Source organism: Myxococcales bacterium (assembly GCA_016699535.1).
In the GTDB taxonomy this organism is placed as follows: domain Bacteria; phylum Myxococcota_A; class Polyangia; order Polyangiales.
This window is the reverse complement of the sequence record CP064980.1, coordinates 876,888-894,029: the sequence shown is the minus strand read 5'-3', so window position 1 is coordinate 894,029 and position 17,142 is coordinate 876,888. Positions and strand designations below refer to the sequence as shown.

General features: G+C 48.5%; 15 protein-coding genes. 9 read left to right on the top strand and 6 right to left on the bottom strand.

All coding sequences use genetic code 11. The features are described from left to right. Nucleotides 1–51 precede the first annotated feature (51 nt). Nucleotides 52–1,425, top strand: a complete 1,374-nt coding sequence (locus IPJ88_04265) for a protein kinase (protein ID QQR90952.1) — start codon at nucleotides 52–54, stop codon at nucleotides 1,423–1,425. A gap of 33 nt (nucleotides 1,426–1,458) precedes the next feature. Here IPJ88_04265 and IPJ88_04260 read toward each other — a convergent pair whose 3' ends face one another. Further along, complete coding sequence (locus IPJ88_04260; protein QQR90951.1) at nucleotides 1,459–3,435, bottom strand: ATP-dependent DNA helicase; 1,977 nt, start codon at nucleotides 3,433–3,435, stop codon at nucleotides 1,459–1,461. Between the two features lie 157 nt (nucleotides 3,436–3,592). Here IPJ88_04260 and IPJ88_04255 point away from each other — a divergent pair, with 157 nt between their 5' ends. From IPJ88_04255 to trpS, 4 genes are all read left to right on the top strand, one after another. After that, on the top strand, nucleotides 3,593–5,107 hold the full coding sequence (locus IPJ88_04255; GenBank protein ID QQR90950.1) for an oligopeptide transporter, OPT family: 1,515 nt from the start codon (nucleotides 3,593–3,595) through the stop codon (nucleotides 5,105–5,107). Nucleotides 5,108–5,153: 46 nt separating this feature from the next. Then, nucleotides 5,154–5,453 (top strand): OPT/YSL family transporter, encoded by a 300-nt coding sequence (locus IPJ88_04250; GenBank protein ID QQR90949.1) that lies wholly within the window; start codon nucleotides 5,154–5,156, stop codon nucleotides 5,451–5,453. Then, nucleotides 5,443–6,093, top strand: coding sequence for a flavin reductase family protein (locus tag IPJ88_04245; protein QQR90948.1), 651 nt, complete (start codon nucleotides 5,443–5,445; stop codon nucleotides 6,091–6,093). Before IPJ88_04250 ends, IPJ88_04245 begins: the two co-directional genes overlap by 11 nt. Before the next feature lie 86 nt (nucleotides 6,094–6,179). After that, a complete protein-coding gene (trpS, locus tag IPJ88_04240) occupies nucleotides 6,180–7,145 on the top strand; it encodes a tryptophan--tRNA ligase (GenBank protein QQR90947.1) in 966 nt (321 codons plus the stop codon). A 243-nt stretch (nucleotides 7,146–7,388) separates the two neighbouring features. Here the strand turns inward: trpS and IPJ88_04235 are convergent, their stop codons facing one another. From IPJ88_04235 to IPJ88_04225, 3 genes are all read right to left on the bottom strand, one after another. Next, a complete protein-coding gene (locus IPJ88_04235) occupies nucleotides 7,389–7,790 on the bottom strand; it encodes a hypothetical protein (GenBank protein ID QQR90946.1) in 402 nt (133 codons plus the stop codon). Nucleotides 7,791–8,100: 310 nt separating this feature from the next. After that, nucleotides 8,101–10,278: a diguanylate cyclase gene (locus tag IPJ88_04230; protein ID QQR90945.1), complete on the bottom strand. Its 2,178-nt coding sequence runs from the start codon at nucleotides 10,276–10,278 to the stop codon at nucleotides 8,101–8,103. A 50-nt stretch (nucleotides 10,279–10,328) separates the two neighbouring features. Continuing rightward, nucleotides 10,329–10,625 carry a septum formation initiator family protein gene (locus IPJ88_04225; GenBank protein QQR90944.1) on the bottom strand — a complete coding sequence of 99 codons (297 nt, stop codon included), beginning with the start codon at nucleotides 10,623–10,625 and terminating at the stop codon, nucleotides 10,329–10,331. Nucleotides 10,626–10,954: 329 nt separating this feature from the next. Here IPJ88_04225 and IPJ88_04220 point away from each other — a divergent pair, with 329 nt between their 5' ends. From IPJ88_04220 to dnaK, 4 genes are read left to right on the top strand one after another with little or no spacing between them, the layout of a single operon-like run. Then, nucleotides 10,955–11,491 carry a hypothetical protein gene (locus tag IPJ88_04220; GenBank protein ID QQR90943.1) on the top strand — a complete coding sequence of 179 codons (537 nt, stop codon included), beginning with the start codon at nucleotides 10,955–10,957 and terminating at the stop codon, nucleotides 11,489–11,491. Then, nucleotides 11,451–11,996, top strand: a complete 546-nt coding sequence (locus IPJ88_04215) for a hypothetical protein (protein QQR90942.1) — start codon at nucleotides 11,451–11,453, stop codon at nucleotides 11,994–11,996. The genes IPJ88_04220 and IPJ88_04215 overlap by 41 nt, the downstream gene beginning before the upstream one ends. Beyond that, nucleotides 11,993–12,709 (top strand): nucleotide exchange factor GrpE, encoded by a 717-nt coding sequence (gene grpE / locus IPJ88_04210; GenBank protein QQR90941.1) that lies wholly within the window; start codon nucleotides 11,993–11,995, stop codon nucleotides 12,707–12,709. Before IPJ88_04215 ends, grpE begins: the two co-directional genes overlap by 4 nt. After that, nucleotides 12,710–14,581, top strand: a complete 1,872-nt coding sequence (gene dnaK / locus IPJ88_04205; protein QQR90940.1) for a molecular chaperone DnaK — start codon at nucleotides 12,710–12,712, stop codon at nucleotides 14,579–14,581. 146 nt (nucleotides 14,582–14,727) lie between these two features. Here the strand turns inward: dnaK and IPJ88_04200 are convergent, their stop codons facing one another. Together IPJ88_04200 and serS are read right to left on the bottom strand one after the other, a co-directional pair. Next, nucleotides 14,728–15,777, bottom strand: coding sequence for a UDP-N-acetylmuramate dehydrogenase (locus tag IPJ88_04200; GenBank protein ID QQR90939.1), 1,050 nt, complete (start codon nucleotides 15,775–15,777; stop codon nucleotides 14,728–14,730). 21 nt (nucleotides 15,778–15,798) lie between these two features. After that, on the bottom strand, nucleotides 15,799–17,109 hold the full coding sequence (serS, locus tag IPJ88_04195; protein ID QQR90938.1) for a serine--tRNA ligase: 1,311 nt from the start codon (nucleotides 17,107–17,109) through the stop codon (nucleotides 15,799–15,801). Nucleotides 17,110–17,142 lie beyond the last annotated feature (33 nt).

Sequence of the window (17,142 nt, the reverse complement as noted above, 5' to 3'; positions counted from 1 at the left end):
AAAGTCGCTTATTTCAAAAAACGACGCACTTCAGGCAAAATGAAGTGAAACATGTGGCGTCCAGGCGATATCATTGGTGACTATGAGATACTTGCCCATCTGAAAACAGGTGGTATGGCAACACTCTACCTTGCCCGCCGCAGGGGAGCAGCAGGTTTTTCCAGGCGAGTTGCTATTAAAGTAATTCACCCACGGCTAGAGAGCCATCAAACCTTCGTCCGAATGTTTGTGGATGAAGCGATGCTCTGCTCACGCATTCAACACCCAAACGTGGTGCAAGTCGAAGAGTTCGGCGAATGGGAAGGTACACACTTTCTAGTCATGGAATACGTTCCAGGATGCTCTTTAAGTGAACTGACGCGCGCTTTGCGAAGACAGGGCAGACGTATGTCCACAGAACTGGCTTGCGCCATTACCATGCGCATTGCGGATGGTCTTCATGCAGCACATGAAACACGAGACGACAATGGCCAATTCCTAAATATTGTTCATCGTGATGTAAGCCCCACTAACGTCCTGATCGCGAATGTGGGCTACGTAAAACTCATCGATTTCGGAGTTGCAAAAGCCGCTAACCACCAAGAAAAAACAGCCTCTGGAATTGTCAAAGGCAAATATCAGTACATGGCACCAGAACAGGCCTTGGGAAGAATTATCGATAGACGCACAGATATATTTGCTCTTGGCGTGGTGCTTTGGGAGCTATTGACCATGGAAACACTGTTTGACGTGAGTAGTACGGATGAACTCATGGATCGTTTGCGCGGAGCCCCCATCCCACAGCCAAGCCTAATTAACGAACAGATACCGGAAAAATTAGATGACCTGGTAATGAAAACTTTGGCTCAAGATCCCGAATACCGCCCTCAAACAGCCCAAGAACTACGAAGCATGCTCTACCATGCGATACCTGAATCGCTACGCATCGACTCCGCGCAAATTGCTGCACTGATCAACGCCATCATGCCCGAAGAGATGACTATTCATACGCATCGAGCGAAAAGCCCAGCTGTAAGCAAGCTTGCCCCAAACGAAGCCAGGCTCGTCATCGAAACAGCTTCGCAAAAAGGCGAAGAATTTCGCATCAGCCAGAACCAAAGCCGCTGGATCGTCGGGCGTGGTCGAGATGTCCACTGGACCTTGGACGATCTAGATGCTTCACGCGAGCATTTTGTGATTTCTGTTGATGAAGGGAAAGTTAGGATCGAAGACCTGCACAGCAAGAACGGCACTTTTGTAAATGGCATTAAACAAAGCCAAGCAGTTCTCAAACCAGGAGACGTTATCGTTGTCGGAAGCACCTCCATTCGCTTCGAACAAATCTCGGCAACACGAGCAAACACGCCTAGTTCAAAACAAAAAGAGGCCGTAACCATGCTTACCAAAAACTTACTCAAACACGACATGAAGAGCGAGCAAACATAAAAAGAAAAAACTTTTCACCTCCGCCGTGTAGCTCTAAAACACACGCACTTCTAATTCGTTTTCACTTTTTAACGTTACAACACTCGGGCAAAGATCTTTATAGCGTATTTTTAATTCATCAAAATTTTTGATGATAGGACATGAAGGGAGCCCGCGTAGTAGCACTTTTCCGTAACCCTTTTTTACAAGCCGCGAATCCAGCACCGCGACAATGCCTTTATCTGACTTGCTACGAATCAACCGTCCAAAACCCTGCTTTAGAGCGAGCGCCGCCGAAGGAACTTGATAATCCATAAACGGCGATGCGCCGCGTTCTTCAATAGCTTTCGCTCGTGCGACCAAAAGAGGATCTGTCGGGACCGCAAAAGGCAACTTGTCGATGATAACTAAGCGCAGTGCAGCGCCTGGCACATCAACTCCTTCCCAAAAGCTCCCAGAACCAAAGAGCACAGCATTAGCATCTTTCTTAAATTCACTAAGCAACTCATTTTTGGAAGCCTGACCCTGCATCAAGCACTTGAACCCAAGTCTCTTTGCGCATAGCGTATGAAGCTCGTGCATGGATTTTAGTGAAGTACACAATACAAATGCGCCACCTTTGCTCAGCTCGATCAATGAAATAATCTCTTCGGCAATACTTTGATTGTAGGTAGCGGTATTAGGCAGCTCCATATTTTCATTTACATAAAGAATTACTTGTTCTTGGAAATTAAAGGGCGATTCGATGATTTTCTCATCTACTTCCTCTTCGATACCTAAACGTTGCCTAATGAACTTGAAAGACGATGAGGATGACAAAGTTGCACTTGTACAAACCACAGCTTCATTTCGCTCAAGCACCTGCGAACGAAACACATAAGAGATATCTATCGGACTAGCACCAATTGCCAAAGAGCGACTCTTCTGCTCTGCCCATATCACATGGTCCCGATTTCCTCCCTCAGAAATAAGTGAAATATCATCTCGAAGATTCCGTATTCTTTTTACGAATTGAGCCGCTATCGCGTGCTTTTTTGAGTAGTTGTCACACCTTGACTGCAAAGCGTCTAAGGCATCATCCAACTCGAACATTTTTTTTTGAACTGCATCAGAGAAATGCTCCACGCTGATTTCAAAACGCTGTGAATCAATCTCACGGTTTTTTGGAAGCAACGAGAAACACTCTGAAAAACAACGTTCGACTTGACGAAAAAGCAATTCGAATGCGCCTCGTTCATCAAGGTAAAACTGGCTTTGCACCAAATCTCGTATCAATGTTTCTAAATGATGGCTCGAAACACGCACACCAAAAAACTCTGTTGCGACGTCTTCGATTTGATGCGCTTCATCAAAAATAACGGCATCATAGGGAGGAAGAATGCCATTGTTGTTGGGGCCCTTCGACGCTAAATCCGCAAAAAACAAATGGTGATTCACGACCAAAACTTGAGCATGCTCTGCAGAGCGTCGAAGCTGAGTGACAAAGCATTCCTCAAAAAATGAGCAACGAGCACCAATTCGCGTATCGGTTCCACTATTGATCTTAGGCCAAAGAAGCGAGTTTTCTTTTAGCTGTTTAAGCTCACTGATTTCTCCGTATACTGCGGCGTCCATCCAACGCTGAACAAGTTCAGTGTCTTGAGCGTAGCGAGAATCGAAAAATTCAGAGCTTTGTATAAAGTTCCGATAACGGCGTTTGCATACATAATTTGATAAACCTTTAATAGGAAGCGCTCTCAGGTCGCTCCCCAATGCTTGCTCCAGTAAAGGAATGTCTTTGTTGATGATTTGATCCTGCAAAACTTTCGTTGCAGTGGATACAACCACGCGTTTTTCAGACAAGAAGGCTGGTAGAAGATAAGCCAGCGTTTTGCCGGTTCCCGTTCCGGCTTCAATCAACGACACGCCACCATATTGGAGAACTTGTGCCACGGTTTCGGCCATCTCCAATTGCGAAGGCCTGTGATCGTAACCAGAAACACTACGTGCGATCGGACCGGTTTGGCTTAGAAGATCAGATAACAAAGACATTGCAGCTGCCTACACAGTGACATAGCACGAAGATTTGGTCTCATTGGGCATCATGCGCTATTTTCTTCATGGAAACTACGAAATTCTCGCTCAACCTATACGAGACAGCTTCTCACGAGAACACTCAAGCAGCCGATCGCGATATTAAAGGACCGCTATGCATCAAGAACTCACCGTACGCGCGATACTACTTGGACTTCTCCTTTCGGCCATTATGGGCGCTGCCAATGTCTATCTTGGTCTACGCGTTGGAATGACGGTCTCCGCATCGATTCCCGCTGCCGTTGTTGGAATCTTATTGCTTCGGGTCGTCTTTCGAGGCGGCACTATCCTAGAGGCCAATCAAATTCAAACTGCAGCTTCAGCAGGGGAGTCTCTTGCGGCAGGTGTCATTTTTACCCTGCCCGCACTGGTGCTCGTAGGAGCATGGGAAGACTTCAACTGGTGGCTCACAACAGGAATAGCCGTGAGCGGGGGTCTGCTCGGAGTGCTGTTTATGATCCCAATGCGCCGAGTGTTCGTGGTTGATAACAAAGACCTTGCTTTCCCTGAAGGCGTTGCATGCGCGGAAGTACTGCGGGCCGCTGAAGCGGGCTCCGATCACACACAAAATGCCTTGCCAATATTCATTGGCGCTTCTGTCGGAGCCTTGTTTAAAATCTTTGCCGGATTCTTTGAAATCATCGCGCATAGCCTTCAAAGTGCATTTTTCTTTGGAAACCAGCGTGTGTTCTATTTTGGCGCCGATATTTCACCAGCATTGCTTGGCGTCGGCTTCATCGTAAAATGGCGAATCGCTCTATTGATTTTTATCGGTGGGACTTTTGCTTGGCTCTTTTGTATTCCGTTGCTCGGCAGCACAGGGACATCCGAACTATCTGCTGTCGATAGCGCCTGGCACATTTGGGATAGCCGCATACGGTACATCGGTGTTGGCGCCATGCTCGTGGCAGGTTTTGATTCCATTATACGCGTACGAAGCGGCCTCAGGTCAGCATTTTTGCATGTCAAAGACCGTCTCTACGGGAACAATCACAATGAAGGAGACGATGAAGACATCTCCAGCAGAAGTATCGCAGTGCTTGCCACACTAATTGTGATTGTCATCGCGAGAATCTATTTCGAGTTCACCCACAACCTTGCTGTAACCCTTCTCGCTACCGTGTTGATGTTTGTGCTTTCCTTCTTTTTTACCGCCGTGGCCAGCTATATCGTGGGCCTGGTTGGAAGTAGCAACAGTCCAGTGTCTGGGATGACGATCACAGCTGTACTGATCTCCGGTCTTTTCATTTTAGCAACAACAGCTTTTACCGGAGTTAAAGGAATAGAAGCCATGGCGGCCATGCTTGGTGTCGCTGGCATCGTATGCTGCGTCGCGTGTACGTCGGGAGACGTCTGCAACGATTTAAAAACGGGCCATCTTGTGGGCGCATCACCCAAGTTGCAGCAACGTATGCAGATTGCTGGTGTCATCGTAGGCGCCGTGGTGATGGCTCCGGTCCTAAAACTCCTTCATGAAAATACACCTGGTGGCATTGGCGGACGCGAGCTTGCCGCCCCACAGGCCACCTTGTTTGCCAACTTGGCTAGAGGCTTCTTTTCAGATCAACGTCTGCCATGGGACATGGTCTGGTCTAGGGGGTGGGTTCTGGCCTTATCATTTTGCTTTTAGATACTCTTTTGCAACGAAAAAGAATATTGTATTTCGTTTGCATCTCATGCCAATTGCTGTTGGAATTTATTTACCTTTTGGTGTAACTGTCCCTATGCTTGCAGGTGCTTTTCTTTCGCACGTTGCGGATCACAGCAAACACTCTCAGCATAAAGGAGTACTTATGTCTTCCGGAATGATTGCCGGCGAAGCGCTAATGGGAATCTTCCTAGCTGGGCTCGCTGCTCTGTCGATCGGGCGCGTGGCTATGTTCGCTGAAGGATCATTGGCCTTAACAACAACCACGCTAGTTCTGAGCGTCGGTGGACTATTTTGGATGTGGAGGTGGTTGCGTCATGCAAATTGATCCTGAAAAAATTTCTCAGCCTGACCGTTACAAACTATGTATTGGATCGGTCGTGCCTCGGCCCATAGCTTTCGTGTCGAGCCAATCTGCTTCAGGCGAAAGCAATCTTGCCCCCTATTCTTTTTTTACGGGTGTAAGCAGCAATCCTCTTACCCTGCTTTTTTGTCCGGCGAACAAAAAAGATGGCAGCAAAAAAGACACCCTACTCAACGTCGAAACCACCAGAGAATTTGTCGTAAACATTGTTTCTGAAGAATTTCAATATGAAATGGCAGCTTGTGCAGAAGAGCTACCCAGAGGCGAAAGCGAGTTCAAGCTATCGGGTCTTGAAGCTTCACCAAGCATCAAAGTAAAGTGTCCGCGGGTTGCTCGCTGCAAAATGGCCTTTGAATGCAAACTAGAGCAGGTTATCGAACTTAATCCCGGAGCTGTTGCCGGCGGAAATATTGTTATTGGACGCGTCGTTTGGATTCATGCCGATGATGATCTTATTAACGAAAGGTTTCACGTGGATCAGAAAAAGTTGGCTGCGGTGGGCCGTATGGGTGGACTCAACTACTGCAGCACGAAAGACATCTTCGAGATCCCTTGGGGCAAAAAAGCTCTCGAAAAGCATTCCACTACAGATAAAGTTAAATAGGACTAAAACAAGCTATCCTAACTCTCGTTATTTATTGTACTCCTAAACAAAAACTAACTGGCATAGACAGCAGACGACAGCACACCGTGAAAACCGCACTTACAGGCATCAAACCCACAGCAACTCCTCACCTTGGCAACTACCTTGGTGCGATCAAGCCTGCGCTGCAACTGTGCCAGGAGTACAGCACTTACTTTTTCATTGCAGACTACCATGCGCTCACAACGCTCCGTGAATCAGAAAAGCTCAAGAGCTACGTTTACGATGTTGCGGCTACGTGGCTTGCTTGTGGGCTCGATCCTGAAAAAACACTTTTGTATCGACAGTCGGATGTGCCGCAAGTCTTCGAATTGAGTTGGGTTCTAAGCTGCTTGCTTGCTACGGGACAACTTGAACGAGGTCATGCCTACAAAGACGCTCTGACGCAAAACGAAAGCCCAAATGCTGGCGTTTTCTATTATCCAGTGCTTATGGCCGCAGACATCCTTCTTTTTGATACCGATGTTGTCCCGGTAGGAAAAGATCAGAAACAGCATATCGAGCTAAGTCGTGATGTTGCTACACGTTTTAACCATTTGTTTGGAGAAAATACGCTTGTTGTTCCTGAAGCACTCATCAACGATTCTCTGCTTGTGCCGGGTACCGATGGCCAAAAAATGAGCAAGAGCTACGGTAATACTGTCCCCTTGTTTTCCCCGGCAAAGGAACTCAAGCAAGTCATCATGAAGATCAAGACGGGCTCAGAATCCTTGGAGGACGCCAAAGTCGCTGAAGGCAGTACTGTCTTTGAGCTCTACCGCGCAGTGGCCTCAAGCGAGCAGCAACAGATCATGAAAGACAAGCTCAACGCTGGCGGATACGGATGGGGACACGCAAAACAAGACCTTCACCTAGCCCTTGAAGCTGAGCTGGGCCCCAAGCGGGAGCACTTTTTATCAATTCGTAAGAATGAAAAGGAGCTCGAAGAAACCCTTAAAAAAGGTGCAAAACGAGCCTGCGCCATTGCTGATAAAACAATGCAGCGCGTGCGAAAAGCCGTCGGTATTACTTAATCTCGGTTTCAAAACCACAGCGTCAGGCGAAACACCCCCTAGCTTAGGTTCCTAAAAAACTCCGGTAAAACAAGGTTATCTAGCACTCGGTTTTTCACGCGGGTTCTGGAGCGAGCGCCCCCGCAGAAAAAGCGACGAATATACGTTGGTACTTGAGGAGTTTTTTCGAGGAGGAAAGCCGCTCCAGGGCCCGCGTGGGAAACCGTCTAATCATAGGCAAAAAAGCAATCAATCATAAGCCCCCTAGTGCTCGAGGAGGTGCTTGTTGCCTTCTACGACTCTTTCTTTAACGAGCTGATAACCACTATCTGCTCGTTCCCAGTTCTGCTCGATAATCGTGTTTTGGAGTTGCATGTCTTTAAAAGAATACCAACTCACCAGTATGGAAGAGGTTGCTTCCTGTTTATCGTCATCCATTTTAACCTGCTGAATATCCACATCAGCGATCTGCACATCCTTGCCCCACGTTTCGCGACGTTCGCTAAACCTGCCTCGGTATTTTGGATGTACGATTTGCAGCGCCGCATAGGAGCGTCCCCAACGTGCATGATCGTTGAGTTCAGTCACCGCATCTTTCAATCGCTCTTGGGCGCTCGCGTTTTGAAAAAAGCACCCACTTAACAATAAAATAAATAGCCATCTCATCTGTGTTCATCGCCTCTTCAAGAAAAACACTTGGCTAACGTTACCCCAACGGGCCAATATCGCAAAAATTGCGGTGTGCTAGTACACGGTCAGTCCGCGACAAAAGCCAGCAGTTAATAAAAAGTACTGCGAACACAAGAACAAAGCTAGAAGACAACTCTTTTTTCGAGGTTTTCGTAGATTCGAGCGCCCCCGCAGCGACGAGGAGGCACGTACGCCGGTACTTGCCGACGAGGAGCGAGGAGGTAAGCCGGATATACGGAAACCTCGGAAAAAGTGCTCGAAGTCGGCAGAGACTGACCAGGTACTGTTACGTTGAAGCACAAACACGGTTACGTCCTTGATGTTTGGCCATATATAGCGCTTTATCGGCCGCTTCAAACAAACCTTCTTTGTCACGTGCATCGCGTGGATAGGTGGCGACGCCGAGTGAACAGGTCACGTTAATCACGCCTTGCTCCGTATTGAATACACTGGCAGCAATCTCTTCACGAACGCGTTCTGCAAGTAAAACCGCTCCGGCCGTATCGGTTTCTTCGCAGAGCAGGCAAAATTCTTCTCCACCAAAACGAGCCACCAAATCAGTCTCTCGTTTGACACGTTGCAGAACAGTACCCAAAGCTTGGATGACACGGTCCCCTGCAGCATGACCATAAGTATCATTGATAGCTTTAAAGTGATCGAGGTCCGCAATCACTAAAGAAAGCTTACGATCGAAACGCTCCGCTGAACGAACTTTCTGTTCCATCTCGCCTAGAAGGGTTCGCTTATTCAGGCAACCCGTTAGACCATCTGTGGTGGCAAGCTCTTCCAGACGTTTGACGGCTTGAGCGTTTGCCAATGCTGTTGCAATCTGCGTAGACAACACCTGCAAGGTGGTACGAATCGCAGAAGAAAAAGCATTTTTCTGCGCGGCAGCCACGGCAATCGTGCCTATGGTTTTGTCCTGTGCCGTAAGCGGCAAAACAAGCAACGAGCGCATGTTGGGAAGCTCTTTGCGTTTCGTGTAGAGAGTCTGCTGTTTGTCATCAAAACTCCCTCTGTAGGGAAGGTAATGCCCTGTTTTCACCACCATGGCTGTCAGAGAAGTATTGTCCGAAAACGAAAAGCCTTGAAGCGCCTCGGAGCCGCGTCCTACGGCACGCTGAATCAAGTGTTTTCGTTTGTGACGATCGTAGGTACTTACAGCACAAAAATCATAAGCAGAGATCTGAGCCGTCGCTTCAATTGCAGCGTCAACCACGTCATTTACACTAAGCGCCGCACTGAGCGATTGCGATGCGCGATAGAGCATCGTTTGCTCGTACTTTGATTGTTCAAGCTGAACAAACACACGTTCATTTTGAAGTACGCGAAGTATTTGATGAACAGAATGTGCAAAAATCGTAATTTCATCCTGGGAAAATGCCGCACCATTTTTTCGGTCGGCACATAGCACGCCTCGTAGCTGCTCTCCTTCAAACACCGGAATACCAACAAAATCGGTTACTTCTGCGGGACCTCGATAATAGCAAAGGCCTCGGTAGCCAAGCCTAAGGTTGGACAACACCACAGGCTCGCGCTTTTCCATAACCGCAGCGACAACCCCGTGTGCTTTAAGAATTGGACTCGGAACAATGTCATCGCTCTTGGTTGAAAGCTCAACAATACGAAGATTGTGTTCAAAATCATCGAGCATTAGCAAAATACAAGTGTGTAAGTTGAGCGTTGCTTGCAGGAGCTCAAGCATATGAAACAACGCTTGCTTAACTTCATCCACACTCGAACGAAAAAGTCTCTCGTCATCGCGTTGTTCATGCCCTGCAGGCGCTGTCACCAAACGAAATAAACGTGCATCTTCAAGTACTTTAGCTTGGGCCGTCGCCAACTCCTGCTTTGAACGCTGACGAACGCGCCTTATTTCAACACTCGTAAACAACCAGTTGGTCAAACCGAAAAAGAGCCGAAAAGAGGCATACAATAGAAAAGGACGAAGTGCGGTTTGATTTTCAGTGAAAAAGTAGAGCACAAGCTCCAGAAAAAACGCACTAAGCACGAGCGACATGCCGACCCAACGGTCGGCAAAAGCAGCCATAAAGGCTAAAAGCACATACACCAAAGGATGAAGGGGACTTCCCAGACCTCCACTCGCCTGCACCATGGCTTGTACGGCCACGAGCAAGAGCAAACCAATCTCAAGATCGGCGCCAATGCTTCCGATAAACAACTGGCGAAACTTCGCCATCGAGCTCGTTGTTGCAGAATACCGTACAGAGGAAGAAGTGCGAAACCGGCCCATAACACGAGCTAGGAACACAGCAACCCACGCCACAACGTACACCAAATGCCAAAAGCCATAGGGACGATGACGCGGAAGAAACGCCCCAAGCCCCACAGGAGCGCCCAATAAGCCAACGGCGATATAGCCCAACCATGTCGACGCAGTGCTTCGCACACGAAAAACAATTTTAGCAACGAGATTCAGGGCAAACGAGGTCACAACAGGCACCTAGACGCTACCGCATCTTCTGAGCGCAAAAAAGAGCGCTGCAAAAATCCCTAACGATTAAACTGAAAAACTATCTCACCCTCGTAGATCATTCCCAGCTCATCACGCGCAATAGCCTCTATAGCCGACCGATCGGTTTTAAGCGCTTTGACCTGATGCTCCAGGCGCTGAACATCACGCTCAAGCTTGTCATTAACGTTCTCGACCCGATGCAGTTCGCTGCTAAGCGCTTGATATCGTGGCAATCCTTTTGAATCAAACATCAGCATTGGCACGCCCACTACAGCCGTACCTAGCAATAAAAATGGCAACATCCATGCAATCGTATTATTCAAGGTACTGGACATCTTGCAATTTTTCTCAAAATTTTGCCAAAATTAGACACGCAAGCTGAAATTATTGGTACTCGGTCAGTCGATGACAAAAGTCCGCAGTTAACAAAAAAGTATACGAACACGATGGCAAAGCTGGAAGACAAGTCTTTTTTCGAGGTTTTCGTAGATTCGAGCGCGCCCACAGGACTGAGGAGGATGGTATATCAGTACCTGACGACGAAGTCCGAGGACCTAAGCCGAATATACGACAACCTCGGAAAAAAGTCGTTGCTGCCACCACAGACTGACCAGTTACAATTATTGCCTTAAGCTCCGAGCACGGCTCTCACCTATCATGCTTCATGGAAACGAAACAACTTAGTTATCGACAACGGCAAATCCTCTATGCTGCCTTAACGGAGTACATCGCTACAGGTCAAGCTGTTAGCTCTGGGAATCTTGCGCGTCGTTATGGGCTAAAGCTTTCTTCAGCAACAATTCGTAACGTTCTTGCGGAGCTGGAGGATCTTGGATGCCTCGTTCAGCCCCACCCAAGCGCGGGTCGAATTCCCACCGACTACGGGTTTCGCGTGTTTGTTGACGCTCTTGTGCAGATCAAAGAGCTACCTCGCCAGGACCGCTACAATGTAGCCGCGCATCTCAACAACACATTCTCACAGCGGCAAGATTTTCTGCGCGAATCAGGACGCTTGCTCGCATCGATGACCGGCACGGCTGCGATCCTTACTCCACCTCAACTCGAGGTTGAGACGCTGAGGCAAATTCGTTTCGTTCCGCTCGATTCAAAACAACTACTCGTTGTGCTCGTAAGTCGCTCGGGCATCGTCAAAAACCGGATTGTCGCGCCGCAGACTCCACTGTCTGACTCCGGAGCTTGAACAACTGCACAATTACCTTGATGCTTGCGTTTCGGGGCAAAGCCTCCGTAAATTGCAGCAAAAGCTGCGTGAGGAAATTGTCGCTGAGCACGGGGCTTACCGTGTGCTACTCGAAAAAATGGCTGCTGTCGTCAGCGCCGCCACTGCTGAGGAGCCTGAACCGGAACTGCTCATCGAAGGGCAGGAAGCCCTTTTTCAGCACCCTGAATTCAAGGACGCCGAAACGCTTCGGGCTATTTTACGTACCTTAGAGGGCAAAACACAGCTACTTGAATTACTGAATCACACCATCGCTGCTCAAGATGTTCAGGTCGCCATCGGTACCGAAATGCACGTTGATAGCTCCAAGGACTTGAGCGTGATCTACGCAAATTATGGAGTTCAAGGGAGCACAGAGGGTACAGTAGGTGTTATCACACCTCGTCGCATCGATTATGGCAAAATCGTGCCACTTGTGGGGTATACAGCTAAAGTAATGAGTGAAATACTTGAAAATAATCAATGACAGATCACGACATGACAAGCAAAGAAGCACCTCCAGCTGAAATAAACGAACGTCCAAGCGTTGAGACCCAAGAGCTCCCAGTAGAGTCGACAACGACCGAGCAAGATGATGCGCAGGAACAAGAAGTCCAAGAGCTAAACGAAGACGAGCAGAGAAGTCTTTTGCTCGAAAAGCTTGCAAAAGAGCACACTAAACTTAAAGAAACCTACTTGCGCACGGCAGCCGACTTTGACAATTTTCGCAAACGAACCCGCCGAGACTTGCAAGCAGCCGAAATCAAAGGAAAAGAAGAAGCACTTCAAGAACTGTTGCCTGTGGTTGATAACCTTGAGCGTGCGGTACAAGCCGCCAGCGACACCTCGGATGCAAAATCGCTCATCGAAGGCGTTCAGATGGTTTTGCGATTGTTTGAAGATGGAGCCCGGCGTCTAGGCATTGAACGCATTGGTACCGTCGGTAAAGCATTTGATCCGACCGTTCACGAAGCCCTTCAACAACAAGAAAGCGATGAAGCAGCACCTGGCACAATCCTTTCCGAAATCCAACCAGGATACCTCATCGGAAGCCGCGTCTTGAGAGCTGCGTTAGTAGTTGTCGCCAAACCCAAACAAAAGAGCGTTGAAGCCAATGGGGGATACAGCGACGATGCTGAGACCCAACCTCCTAAAGCAGTTACAAGTGAAGACGACGCTGTACAAGCAAACGAGGACTAAGTGGGAAAAATCATTGGCATCGATTTAGGTACCACCAACTCTTGTGTCGCAGTCATCGAACACAACAACAAGACAGTCATTCCAAATGCTGAAGGAGCGCGAACAACACCATCCGTAGTGGCTTTTATAGCCGAAAACGAGCGACGCATTGGTCAGGCAGCTAAACGACACGCCGGAACCAATCCCGAGTCCACAGTGTTTGCAATCAAGCGTCTAATGGGCACGTCGTTCAATACAAAATCAGCGCAAGCCCAAGCCAATAACGTAAGTTACTCGATTGTTAAATCTGCCAATGGTGATGCATGGGTCGAAATTGAAGGGAAGCAATACTCACCTCCTGAAATCTCGGCAATGATTCTCGTGCATATGAAGGAAATTGCTGAAGCTTATCTGGGGGAAGAAGTCACTGAAGCGGTTGTTACGGTTCCTGCTTACTTTAACGACGCACAACGACAAGCCACCAAAGATGCTGGAAAAATTGCTGGACTCGAAGTCAAACGCATTATCAATGAGCCGACCGCAGCGGCACTTGCCTATGGCCTCGACAAAAAAGAAGTCCGCAAAGTGGCTGTTTATGATTTAGGTGGCGGCACCTTCGATATTTCTATCTTGGAAATCGCGGACGGGGTATTTAAAGTTCTTTCAACCAACGGCGACAGCTACCTTGGCGGCGAAGATTTTGACCAAGCCCTTATGGTCAAACTCGCGGAAGACTTTGAAAGCTCAACGGGAATCGATATACGCAAAGATCGTGCAGCATTATCACGTCTCAAAGAGCAAGCTCAAAAAGCACGACACGAACTATCAAGCTCGCACGAAACTGAAATCAACCTTCCTTTTATCGCTGCCGATGCAACCGGACCAAAACATCTTGTTCAAACCTTTAAGCGCAGTGAACTAGAAATCCTTTGCTCCGAACTAGTTGATCGAACATTGATCCCCTGCAAAAACGTCCTTGAAGATGCTAACTTAAGTGTCTCTGACATCGACGAAGTCATTCTCGTCGGCGGAATGACTCGCATGCCCATGGTGCAAAAGCGTGTCGCAGAGTTTTTCGAGAAAGAGCCGAGTAAAGGTGTCAATCCAGACGAAGTCGTTGCCATGGGCGCGGCAATCCAAGGTGCCGCACTCTCAGGCGACATGGAAGAAGTTCTACTCCTGGATGTGACCCCGCTTTCTTTGGGTGTTGAAACTGGTGGCGGTGTTTTCTTTGCAATTATTCCTCGAAACACCACGATTCCAACTCATTTGACCGAAGTCTTTACGACTAGCCTTGATAATCAATCTTTCGTGCCGATTCACGTACTGCAGGGCGAGCGTCAGATGGCGGCCGACAATAAAAGTCTCGCTCAGTTTGAACTCTCGCCAATTCCTCCAGCACCACGAGGCGTGCCTCAAATCGAAGTTGCATTTGACATCGACGCTAACGGTATTGTGCACGTCACCGCCAAGGACCTAGGAAGCGGACGCGAACAGCAAGTTAAAGTAGTTGCATCCAGTGGCTTGGATGAAAAAGAAATCGATCAGATCATTCGAGAATCCGACGAGCATCGAGAAACAGATGCCATGCGCAGGAAACTTGCAGAACTAAAAAACGGCGCTGAAGCATTGCTTTACACTTCAGAACGCGCCGTCAAAGAGTATGCCGAATTTGTTGACGCTTCAATTCTCGATAAAGTGCAAGAAGACATAGCGGCGCTCAAAGAAACTCTCGTTGAACCGGAAGCAGAAGCCATTCGTGCAGCTATCCAAGAACTTGAAATGAGCGCCTTCAGCATCGCCGAAGCCATGTACAACGCTCCTGAAGAAGTACCAGCCGAAGAGGCGCAAGAGCCAAGTGAAACAGAAGAAAATCCTTCTGAGACTTCTTAACGAATGCTGCGAGTCAAAAAGGTTGAGCCATCTTGCCGCAAATCTGCGTGCATTGCGGCGTCCGAATATCTTGAAGTATCGGCGATATTTTGAGGAGCAGCGAAAACTGTATGGGTTTCAAGATCTTCAAGATCGACAGGGGCTAATTAAGGCCAGACACACGGCTCTAACTGAAGCCTCACACCGAATATTTTTTCGACCTTGTCTTGAATCTCGGTAGCAGCAAGCAAAAGATCGCGACTTGTCGCGCCGCTGAGATTGACTAGCGAAAGCGCGTGCCTCTCTGAGATCCTCACCGGTCCAAAGCTCTGACCTTTTTTGAAGCCGGCAGCTTCAATTAGCCACGCCGCGGGAATTTTTCGGTGGCTAGCGTTCATCTCAAAAGAAGGGGCTTTGCTTTGGCAACGTTTCTCAAACGCAGCAAAGCTCTTCTCATCTAACACGGGGTTCATGAAAAACGAGCCTGCGCTAGGTACATAGTCGTCCGCATCGATGTACATACCTTTGTTCGCACGAAGTTCAAGCACCGTCTGTCGCACCTGCCTAAGTGTGACCGCTTTCGGCTCTGTCAGTGCTTCTTTGAGCTCGGCATAGCGAATTTCTGCAGGACCATTGTCTTCTAATTTGAACTCCACAGCCAAGACAATTAATCCCGTATCGTTTTTCTTAAACAAACTGTTTCGATACGAAAAATCGCAGTCTTTTGCTAAAAGATCGAAACTCTTCTGTGTTGAAACGTCGAATACTTTCACTTTCGTAATGAGCTCCGATACCTCTTGTCCGTAAGCCCCCACATTCTGAATCGGCGTAGCTCCCACTGTTCCTGGAATGCCTGACAGACACTCCATTCCAGCCCAGCCTTGCGTAACGCTATACGCAACCAAGTAGTCCCACGACACCCCGGCCGCAACATCGATCAGTACTTGACTACCTTTGCGCTCAACTTTCCGGCCTTGCAAAGCCATATGCAAAACCAAGCCAGGCACGCCTTCGTCCGCAACAACAATGTTTGATCCGTCGCCCAACAAATGCACAGGCAATTTTTGCTCAGCCGACCAGCTCAACAAGGACCGCAGCTGTGTCTCATTCTTTACGTCAGCGTAAAACTCTGCTGCGCCGCCCACCTGCAAGGTCGTTCGTTGGGCAAGAGATACCTTGCATTGAACACCCTCCGGTGGCTTAACGCGTTGATTCATAAATTCGCTTCACCTCGTTCATCACGGTGTGAGTTTTTGAACGCCACCCATATAAGAATGCAAAACTTCGGGAAGCACTACACTTCCGTCGGCTTGTTGACCTTGCTCGAGCAAAGCTACCATGGTTCGTCCGATGGCCAAACCGGAGCCGTTCAATGTATGGACAAGCTGCGGCTTTCCTTTTGCTTCGGGACGGTAGCGGATCTTCGCGCGCCGCGCTTGAAAATCACCAAACCACGAACAGCTCGAAATCTCCCGATAAGCCTGCTGCCCAGGCAACCACACCTCAAGGTCGTAGGTCTTCTTGGCCGAAAAGCCCAAATCGCCCGTACAAAGCTCGACAACTTGATAGTGCAAACCCAAACGTTGAAGCACTTCTTCAGCATGATGCGTAAGCAGCTCCAGCTCCCGTTCCCCATCTTCTGGCTTAACAAAACGCACAAGTTCTACTTTATCGAACTGATGCTGACGAATCATCCCACGGGTGTCTTTGCCATAGCTTCCCGCCTCGCTTCGAAAGCAAGCCGTATACGCCGTGTAAGCAAGCGGCAGCTCTTTTGCTTCCAAGATCTCATCCGCTCTAAAATTAGTAATCGGAACTTCGGCGGTTGGAATAAGATAAAGCTTCGAGGCGTCTTCATCTTGCGCAGCCCGCCAATCTTCAGAAATCTTAAACAAATCTTTCTCAAACTTAGGCAATTGACCCGTGCCCCGCAAAGCACTGTCTTTGACTAGCAAGGGCAGCCAAAGCTCTTGATAACCGTGCTCCGCACTATGCAAGTCCAGCATAAAACTGATCAACGCGCGCTCAAGCCTAGCCCCATGGCCTTTCAACACATTAAATCGGGCACCGCTAAGCTTCGCAGCACGTTCAAAGTCAAATAGACCGAGACTTTGACCCAGATCCACATGATCTTTGGGCTTAAAGTGCATCTCTGGCTTTTGCCCCCACTGACGGCACAAGCGATTGTCAGCTTCACTTTTGCCAACAGGACTTCCCTCGGAAGGAAGATTGGGAATGCCAAGAACAATCTCCTCGATGGCCGATTCAACCCATGAAGCTTGTGCTTCAAGTTCTTTGATTTGATCGCCAAGCTCTTTCAGCTCGGTACGCTTCTCGGCAAAGGCAGCACTACTTTTATCTTTTTCTTTGGCCATGGCCGTACTTGCATCGTTACGCAAGGAACGAAGAGTCTCTGTTTTTACAATGGAGCTTCGACGTTGCTCGGCCAAATCAGCGATTTTGCCAAGTCCGTCCGGTAAGGCGCCACGCTTCTTTAAAGAAGCGGTCACTTCATCCAAATGCTCAGTCACATACTTTAAATCCAACATGCCGCCGGTGTACCGCGGCTTGCCGGCACACTC

Coding starts and splice junctions, on each gene's coding strand:
- IPJ88_04265 (QQR90952.1), top strand. CDS start 52: ATGTGGCGTCCAGGCGATATCATTGGTGACTATGAGATACTTGCCCAT.
- IPJ88_04260 (QQR90951.1), bottom strand. CDS start 3,435: ATGTCTTTGTTATCTGATCTTCTAAGCCAAACCGGTCCGATCGCACGT.
- IPJ88_04255 (QQR90950.1), top strand. CDS start 3,593: ATGCATCAAGAACTCACCGTACGCGCGATACTACTTGGACTTCTCCTT.
- IPJ88_04250 (QQR90949.1), top strand. CDS start 5,154: ATGCCAATTGCTGTTGGAATTTATTTACCTTTTGGTGTAACTGTCCCT.
- IPJ88_04245 (QQR90948.1), top strand. CDS start 5,443: ATGCAAATTGATCCTGAAAAAATTTCTCAGCCTGACCGTTACAAACTA.
- IPJ88_04235 (QQR90946.1), bottom strand. CDS start 7,790: ATGAGATGGCTATTTATTTTATTGTTAAGTGGGTGCTTTTTTCAAAAC.
- IPJ88_04225 (QQR90944.1), bottom strand. CDS start 10,625: ATGTCCAGTACCTTGAATAATACGATTGCATGGATGTTGCCATTTTTA.
- IPJ88_04220 (QQR90943.1), top strand. CDS start 10,955: ATGGAAACGAAACAACTTAGTTATCGACAACGGCAAATCCTCTATGCT.
- grpE (QQR90941.1), top strand. CDS start 11,993: ATGACAGATCACGACATGACAAGCAAAGAAGCACCTCCAGCTGAAATA.
- IPJ88_04200 (QQR90939.1), bottom strand. CDS start 15,777: ATGAATCAACGCGTTAAGCCACCGGAGGGTGTTCAATGCAAGGTATCT.
- serS (QQR90938.1), bottom strand. CDS start 17,109: ATGTTGGATTTAAAGTATGTGACTGAGCATTTGGATGAAGTGACCGCT.